The organism is Amycolatopsis sp. NPDC058986 (assembly GCF_042741125.1).
GTDB lineage: Bacteria > Actinomycetota > Actinomycetes > Mycobacteriales > Pseudonocardiaceae > Amycolatopsis.
Genome location: NZ_JBHYJW010000044.1, coordinates 78,423 through 86,171, shown reverse-complemented (window position 1 = coordinate 86,171; position 7,749 = coordinate 78,423). Strand labels below are relative to the sequence as shown.

General features: G+C 69.2%; 5 protein-coding genes. All 5 read right to left on the bottom strand.

The annotated features are described in order from the left end of the window. Window positions 1–61: 61 nt before the first annotated feature. Genes ACFW0G_RS31850 through kdpA form a run of 5 tightly spaced genes read right to left on the bottom strand, consistent with a single transcriptional unit; the run spans window position 62 to window position 7,734 of the window. Window positions 62–757, bottom strand: coding sequence for a response regulator (locus tag ACFW0G_RS31850; protein WP_378329140.1), 696 nt, complete (start codon window positions 755–757; stop codon window positions 62–64). Continuing rightward, window positions 754–3,351: a DUF4118 domain-containing protein gene (locus ACFW0G_RS31845; RefSeq protein ID WP_378329139.1), complete on the bottom strand. Its 2,598-nt coding sequence runs from the start codon at window positions 3,349–3,351 to the stop codon at window positions 754–756. Before ACFW0G_RS31845 ends, ACFW0G_RS31850 begins: the two co-directional genes overlap by 4 nt. A gap of 5 nt (window positions 3,352–3,356) precedes the next feature. Continuing rightward, a complete protein-coding gene (locus ACFW0G_RS31840) occupies window positions 3,357–3,968 on the bottom strand; it encodes a potassium-transporting ATPase subunit C (protein WP_378329138.1) in 612 nt (203 codons plus the stop codon). Window positions 3,969–3,973: 5 nt separating this feature from the next. Beyond that, window positions 3,974–6,076, bottom strand: a complete 2,103-nt coding sequence (gene kdpB, locus ACFW0G_RS31835; RefSeq protein WP_378329137.1) for a potassium-transporting ATPase subunit KdpB — start codon at window positions 6,074–6,076, stop codon at window positions 3,974–3,976. Continuing rightward, on the bottom strand, window positions 6,073–7,734 hold the full coding sequence (kdpA, locus tag ACFW0G_RS31830) for a potassium-transporting ATPase subunit KdpA (protein WP_378329136.1): 1,662 nt from the start codon (window positions 7,732–7,734) through the stop codon (window positions 6,073–6,075). Before kdpA ends, kdpB begins: the two co-directional genes overlap by 4 nt. Window positions 7,735–7,749 lie beyond the last annotated feature (15 nt).

The window sequence follows — 7,749 nt, the reverse complement described above, 5'->3', positions numbered from 1 at the left end:
GTTAAGGCCACCTTACGGGCGTCTGACGCCCGTAAGGTGGCCTTAACGGCAAGTGCGTGGCTCAGACCTCGAAGCGGTAGCCCATGCCCGGTTCGGTGAGCAGGTGGCGCGGGCGCGAGGGTTCCGGCTCCAGCTTCCGCCGCAGCTGCGCGAGATACACGCGCAGGTAGTGCGATTCCGTCTCGTACGACGGGCCCCACACCTCGTGCAGCAGCTGCTTCTGCGCCACCAGCCGCCCCCGGTTGCGCACCAGCAGCTCCAGCACGCCCCACTCCGTCTTGGTGAGATGGACTTCCTTGCCCTCGCGCCGCACCTTCTTCGCCGCGAGGTCGATGGTGAAGGAACCGGTGTCCACCACGGCTTCCACACCGTCCACACCGGACACGGCGGAACGCCGGACGGCGGCACGCAGCCGCGCGAGCAGCTCGTCCATCCCGAACGGCTTGGTGACGTAGTCGTCGGCGCCGGCGTCCAGCGCGTGCACCTTGTCGGCCGAGTCGGAGCGCGCGGACAGCACGATGATCGGCACCGTCGTCCAGCCGCGCAGCCCGGCGATCACCTCGGTGCCGTCCAGGTCCGGCAGGCCGAGGTCGAGCACGACGACGTCCGGTTTCGTCTCGGCGACCGCCTTGAGCGCGGCGGTGCCGTCGTGCGCGGTGATCACCTTGTAGCCGCGCGCGGACAGGTTGATCCGCAGCGCCCGCACGATCTGCGGCTCGTCGTCGACGACCAGCACCGTCGCGTTGTCCGGGCTCATCGCACCGTCTCCCTGTCGTCGTCCTCGAGCTCATGATCGCGTGCGAGGAGGTCCTTCTCCGGATCCTGTCCGCGGTAGGCGGGCAGGGAAATGATCACGGTCAGCCCGCCGCCCGGGGTGTCCTCGGCGCGGATCGAGCCGCCCATCGCCTCGGTGAACCCCTTCGCCACCGACAGTCCCAGCCCCACGCCCGGCGTGGAATCACGGTCGCCGCCGAGCCGCTGGAAGGGTGCGAACGCGGACTCGGCCGTGCCCTTCCGCAGCCCCCTGCCGTGGTCGACGATGCGCAGCTCGACGTGATCGGAATGCGCGCTGGCCCGGGCCGCGACCGGTTCCCCGGCAGGATTCGCGCCATGGCGCAACGCGTTGTCCAGCACGTTCGCCACTACCCGCTCCAGCAGCCCCGGATCGGCGAGCACCGACGGCAGCCGCGCGTCGTCGACAGCGACGACCACCGAGCCCGAACCGTCCACATTGGTCAGTGCGTGGCTGACGACCTCGTCGAAGCCGACCGGCCGCAGATGCGGACGCACCGCGCCGGTGGCCAGCCGGGACGAGTCGAGCAGGTTGTCGATCAGCCCGGCCAGCCGGTCCGCCGACTCCTCGATGGTCTCCAGCAGCTCCGCGTTGTCCTCTTCGGACAGTGACAGGTCTGGCGCGCGAAGGCTGCCGATGGACGCCTTGATCGAGGTGAGCGGGGTCCGCAGATCGTGCCCGACCGCCGAGAGCAACGTCGTGCGCAGCTCGGTCGCGGCCGCCTTGCGCTCGGCCTTGGCCGCCGCGGCCGCCGTCCGCTGCTGGCGCAGCGCGAGCAGCGACTGCCCCGCCACGGCCTCCAGCACCCGGCGGTCCGAGGCGGGCAGCACCCGGCCCACCAGCGTCAGGTGGACGTCCGCGGTGACCGCGATGTCGATGTCGGCGTCGTCGGGGTCCTTGCACGGATCGCCGCCCGAGCACGCGACCTTCGTCCACTCCCCCTTCTGCTTCTCCAGCAGCGTCACCGACGTCAGGCCGAAGTTCTCCTTCACCTTCTCCAGCAGTCGCTCGATCGGGTTCGCATGGGTCATCACGGTGCGCGCGTACGAGGCGAGCAGCGACGCCTCGGTCCGAGCCTGCGCCGCCTGCGTGGCCCGGCGCGCGGCCGAGTCGACGACGATCGCGACCAGCACCGCGACGACCATCATCGAAATGAGCGTCACCACGTTTTCCGGCGTGTGCACGTTGAGCGTGTACAGCGGCGGGGTGAAGAAGAAGTTGAGCAGCCCGGCGCCGAGCACCGCGGCCACGAGCGCCGGACCGAGCCCGCCGACCAGCGCGACGACGACCGTGGCGAGCACGTAGTCCATCACGTTCGTGGGATACTCCAGCGCCTGCTGGAACTGGACGCCGGCGAAGGTCACGACCGCGGGCAGGAGCACCGAAAGCACCCAGCCCATGACGCGGCGGGTCGGCCTGAGCGGGCTCTTGCCCAGCCGCGCGGGCAGCTTCCCGCCCGCCTCCTCGTGCGTGACCATGTGCACGTCGATCGGCCCGGAATCCCGGACCACCGCGGCGCCGATGCCCTCGTCGAACAGCCGCGCCACCCGCGATCGCCGGGACGTGCCGATCACGAGCTGCGTGGCGTTGACGCCGCGCGCGAAGTCGAGCAGCGCGTCCGGCACGTCGTCGCCGACGACAGTGTGGAAGGTGGCGCCGACCTCCTCGGTCAGCTTGCGGCAGCGGGCCATCGCGGTCGGGCTGATCCCGCGCAGCCCGTCCCCGCGCAGGATGTGCACGACCTGGAGTTCGGCACCGGCGCGGGTGGCGATCCGGCTCGCGCGCCGGATCAGCGTCTCGCTCTCCGGGCCACCGGTGATCGACACGACCACCCGTTCGCGGGTTTCCCAGGTGTCGGTGATCCGCTGCTCGGCGCGGTAGCGCTGGAGCGCGACGTCGACCTGGTCGGCGACCCACAGCAGGGCCAGCTCGCGCAGCGCGGTGAGGTTGCCCGGCCGGAAGTAGTTGCCCAGCGCCGCGTCGATCCGCTCGGCCGAGTAGATGTTCCCGTGCGCAAGACGGCGTCGCAGCGCCTCGGGCGTGATGTCGACCAGTTCGAGCTGCTCGGCGCGCCGCACCACCTCGTCCGGCACGGTTTCCTGCTGGGGCACGCCGGTGATGCGCTGGACGACGTCGTTGAGGCTCTGCAGATGCTGCACGTTGACCGTGGACAGCACGTCGATCCCGGCCTCGAGGAGTTCCTCGATGTCCTGCCAGCGCTTCTCGTTGCGCGAACCGGGCACGTTGGTGTGCGCGAGTTCGTCGACGACGGCGACCTCGGGCTTGCGCGCCAGCAACGTGTCGACGTCCATCTCGGTGAACTCGTGCCCGCGGTGGGTGAACCGCCGCCGCGGCACGAGTTCCAGTCCTTCGATCAGCTCCGCGGTCTTCTTGCGGCCGTGGGTTTCCACCAGCCCGATGACGACGTCGGTGCCGCGGTCGAGCCGCCGTCGCGCCTCGCCGAGCATCGCGAAGGTCTTGCCGACGCCCGGCGCCGCGCCGAGGTAGATCCGCAGTTCTCCCCGGCGCGGCTTCGGGCGTGTGCTGTCGTTGTCCACGACTGTCAGTGTGCCCCTCCGGCCGCGGCCCGCACGGCCAGGTTGACCTTCAGCACATTGACCCCGGGGACGCCGATCCCGGCACCGCCGGTGTTCTGTTCGACCAGCTCGCGGACCTTCGCCTCGGGCAGCCTTGTAACCCGCGCCACCCTGGCGATCTGCAGGTCCGCGTAGGCGACGCTGATCGTCGGGTCGACACCGGCGGCGTCCGCGGTCACCGCGTCGGCGGGCACCTGATCGGGTTTGACGCCCTCTCGCTGGGCGATGAGGTCCTTCCGCTTGGTGATCGCGTCCACCAGGTCCTGGTTGTACGGGCCCTTGTTGGACGCGCCGGAGGTCGACGGGTCGCCGGGGCCGAGCACGTCCTTCGCGGTGGCCGACGGCCGGGTGTGGAACCACGGGTCGTTCGCCGGATCCTTGGCCACCGGGTCGATCCCGATGAGCGAGGAGCCGACCGCCTGGCCGTTCTGCGTGACGACCGAGCCTTCGGCGTTGTCCTGCAGCCCCGGGATCCGGGACACCGCCCACACCGCGAGCGGGTAGATGACGCCGAGCAGCACCGTCATCACGATCAGGACGCGCAGCCCGGCACCGGTCTGCTTGAGAAGAGCCTTCATGACAATCAACCAATCCCGGGAATGAGCCGCACCAGCAGGTCGATCACCCAGATCCCGAGGAACGGGGTGACGATGCCGCCGAGGCCGTAGATCAGCAGGTTGCGCCGCAGCAGCGCGGACGCGGTGGACGGGCGGTACCGGACGCCGCGCAGCGCCAGCGGGATCAGCGCGACGATGACGAGCGCGTTGAAGATGACCGCCGAGAGGATCGCCGACTTCGGTGTCGCCAGGTGCATGATGTTGAGCGCGCCCAGCTGCGCGAAGATGCCGGTGAACATCGCGGGCAGGATGGCGAAGTACTTCGCGAGGTCGTTGGCGACGCTGAACGTCGTCAGCGCGCCGCGGGTGATCAGCAGCTGCTTGCCGATCTCCACGATCTCGATCAGCTTCGTCGGGTCGGAGTCGAGGTCCACCATGTTCCCCGCCTCCTTCGCGGCGGAGGTACCGGTGTTCATCGCGACGCCGACGTCGGACTGCGCCAGTGCGGGAGCGTCGTTGGTGCCGTCACCGGTCATCGCGACCAGGCGACCGCCCTCCTGCTCCTTCTTGATGAGCGCCATCTTGTCCTCGGGCTTGGCCTCGGCGAGGTAGTCGTCGACGCCCGCGTCCTCTGCGATGGCCTTCGCGGTGAGCGGGTTGTCGCCGGTGATCATCACCGTCTTGATGCCCATCGCGCGCAGCTCTTCGAAGCGCTCCTTCATCCCCGGCTTGACCACATCGGACAGCCGGATCACACCGCGCACGAACGCTTTCCCGCCCGTCGTCTCCGCGACCACCAGCGGGGTCCCGCCCTGCTGGGAGATCTCGTCGACGACGCGTTCGGTCTCGTCCGGCATGTCGCCGCCGCGCTCGCGCACCCATTCGCGCACCGAACCGGTGGCGCCCTTGCGAACCTCGCGCTCGCCGAAGGTGATGCCGCTCATCCGGGTCTGCGCGGTGAAGGGGACGAACTCGCCGAGCTTCTCGTCCTCGTTCGCGACCTGCGGGAGCCCGTGCCGTTCCTCGATGAGTTCGAGAATGCTGCGTCCCTCGGGCGTTCCGTCGGCGAGACTGGAGAGCCGGGCCGCCGCGGCCAGATCGTCCACAGTGGATTCACCGACCGGGATCAGCTCGGTCGCGCGCCGGTTGCCGAAGGTGATCGTGCCGGTCTTGTCCAGCAGCAGGGTGCTGACGTCGCCCGCCGCTTCGACCGCGCGGCCGGAGGTGGCCAGCACGTTGCGCTGCACCAGCCGGTCCATACCGGCGATACCGATCGCCGAGAGCAGCGCGCCGATCGTCGTCGGGATCAGGCAGACGAGCAACGCCGTCAGCACGATCACCGACTGCTGGCTGCCCGAGTAACCCGCCATCGGCTGCAGCGCCACGACGGCGAGCAGGAAGATGATGGTCAGCGTCGAGAGCAGGATCGTCAGCGCGATCTCGTTCGGCGTCTTCTGCCGGGAAGCGCCTTCCACCAACGCGATCATGCGGTCCACAAAGGACTCGCCGGGCTTGGTCGTGACCTTGACGACGATCCGGTCGCTCAGCACCGTGGTGCCGCCGGTGACCGCGCACCGGTCGCCACCCGACTCGCGGATGACCGGGGCCGACTCACCGGTGATGGCCGATTCGTCGACCGTCGCGATGCCCTCGACGACGTCGCCGTCGCCGGGGATCACCTGTCCGGCCTCGACCACGACGAGGTCGCCGATGCGCAGCTCCACGCCGGGGACGGACTCCTCGGAGCCGTCCTCGTTCAGGCGCCGCGCGACGGTTTCCTTCTTGGCCTTGCGCAGCGTTTCCGCCTGCGCCTTGCCGCGGCCCTCGGCCACCGCCTCGGCGAGGTTCGCGAACAGGACCGTGAACCACAGCCAGATCGCGATGAGGATGGTGAACACGCTCGGATCGGTGATGGCGAACACGGTGACCAGCACCGAGCCCACCCACACCACGAACATCACCGGGTTGCGGAGCTGGTGCTTCGGGTTCAGCTTGCGCAGGGCGTCCGGCAGGGACGTCCAGAGCTGGCGCGGGTTGAAGATCCCGGCGCCGACCCGGCCCGCGTTCTCGACGTGGTGCTGGGTCTCCTCCTCCGGGGTCCGCCGGGGTGTTTCCGTTGTGGTGGTCATGCCAACGCCTCCGCGATGGGCCCGAGCGCGAGCGCCGGGATGAACGTGAGGGCCGCGACGAGGACGATGGTGCCGGCCAGCATCGTGCCGAAGAGCGGCCCGGTGGTGGGCAGCGTGCCCGCGGTCTCGGGCACCTTCCGTTGCGCGGCAAGGGATCCGGCCAGGCACAGCACGGCGACGATCGGGATGAACCTGCCGAGGGTCATGCACACGCCCAGCGAGGCCTGGAACCAGTCGTTGGTCACGGTGAGACCGCCGAAAGCGCTTCCGTTGTTGTTGCTCGCCGACGCGTAGGCGTAGAGGACCTCCGACAGCCCGTGCGGGCCGCTGTTGGACATCGCGCCCGACGTTCCGGGCAGCAGCAGGGCGATCGCCGAGCCGAGCAACATCACGGTCGGCATCGCCAGCATGGAGATCGCCGCGCAGGTGACCTCGCGCTTGCCGAGCTTCTTGCCCAGGTACTCCGGGGTCCGGCCGACCATCAACCCGGCCAGGAACATCGCGATGACGGCCATCACCAGGATGCCGTAGAGGCCGGTGCCGACACCACCCGGCGAGACCTCGCCGAGCAGCATGTTCAGCAACGTGCCACCGCCGCCCGCGCCGGACAGGCTGTCGTGCATGCCGTTGACCGCGCCGGTGGACGTCCCGGTGGTGGTGTCCGCGAAGATCGACGTCAGGCCGATCCCGAAGCGCTGTTCCTTGCCCTCCATGTTCGCTCCGGCGGCCAGCGCGGCCGGGCTCTTCGTGAAGGCCTCGGCGCACCAGATCCCGACGAGCATCAGGCCCCACAGCGCGCCCATGACGCTCAGCAGGACGTAGCCCTGCTTCGTCTTGCCGACGAGCTTGCCGAAGGTGCGGGTCAGCGAGACCGGGATGACCAGGATCAGGAAGATCTCGATCAGGTTGGTCCACGCGTTGGGGTTCTCGAACGGGTGCGCGGAGTTGCCGTTGAAGACACCGCCACCGTTGGTGCCGAGTTCCTTGATGACCTCCTGGCTCGCGGCCGGGGCCAGCGCGATCCTGCTGGAGCTGCCGTCCGGGTTGACGACGTCGATGCCGGACTTGAGGCTCTGCACCACGCCGAGTGCGATCAGCACGATCGCGAAGACGAACGCCATCGGCAGCAGGATCCGGACGGTACCGCGGGTCAGGTCCACCCAGAAGTTGCCGATCCGATCGGTCTTCGAGCGGATGAACCCGCGGGTCACCGCGATCGCGACGGCGAGGCCGACCGCGGCGGACAGGAAGTTCTGCACCGTGAGCCCGGCCATCTGGACGAAGTGGCCCATGGTCGACTCGGGCGTGTAGGACTGCCAGTTCGTGTTGGTGACGAAGCTGATGGCCGTGTTGAACGCGACGCCGGGCGACACCGCGCCCCGGTCGAAGTTCCACGGCAGGATCGACTGCAGCCGCTGCAGCAGGTACAGCAGGATGATCGCGACGAACGAGAACCCGAGCACGCCCGAGGCGTAGGTCTTCCAGTGCTGCTCGGTGTCCGGGTCGACGCGGGCCACCTTGTAGAGGCCTTTTTCGACCTTCAGGTGCTTCTCCGTCGAGAAGACCTTGGCCATGTAGTCGCCGAGTGGTTTGTAGACCACTGCCAAGGCGACAAGAAGAAGGCCGACTTGCAGGAAGCCGGCCGCTGTGTCACTCATTCCGCTCCTCCGCGG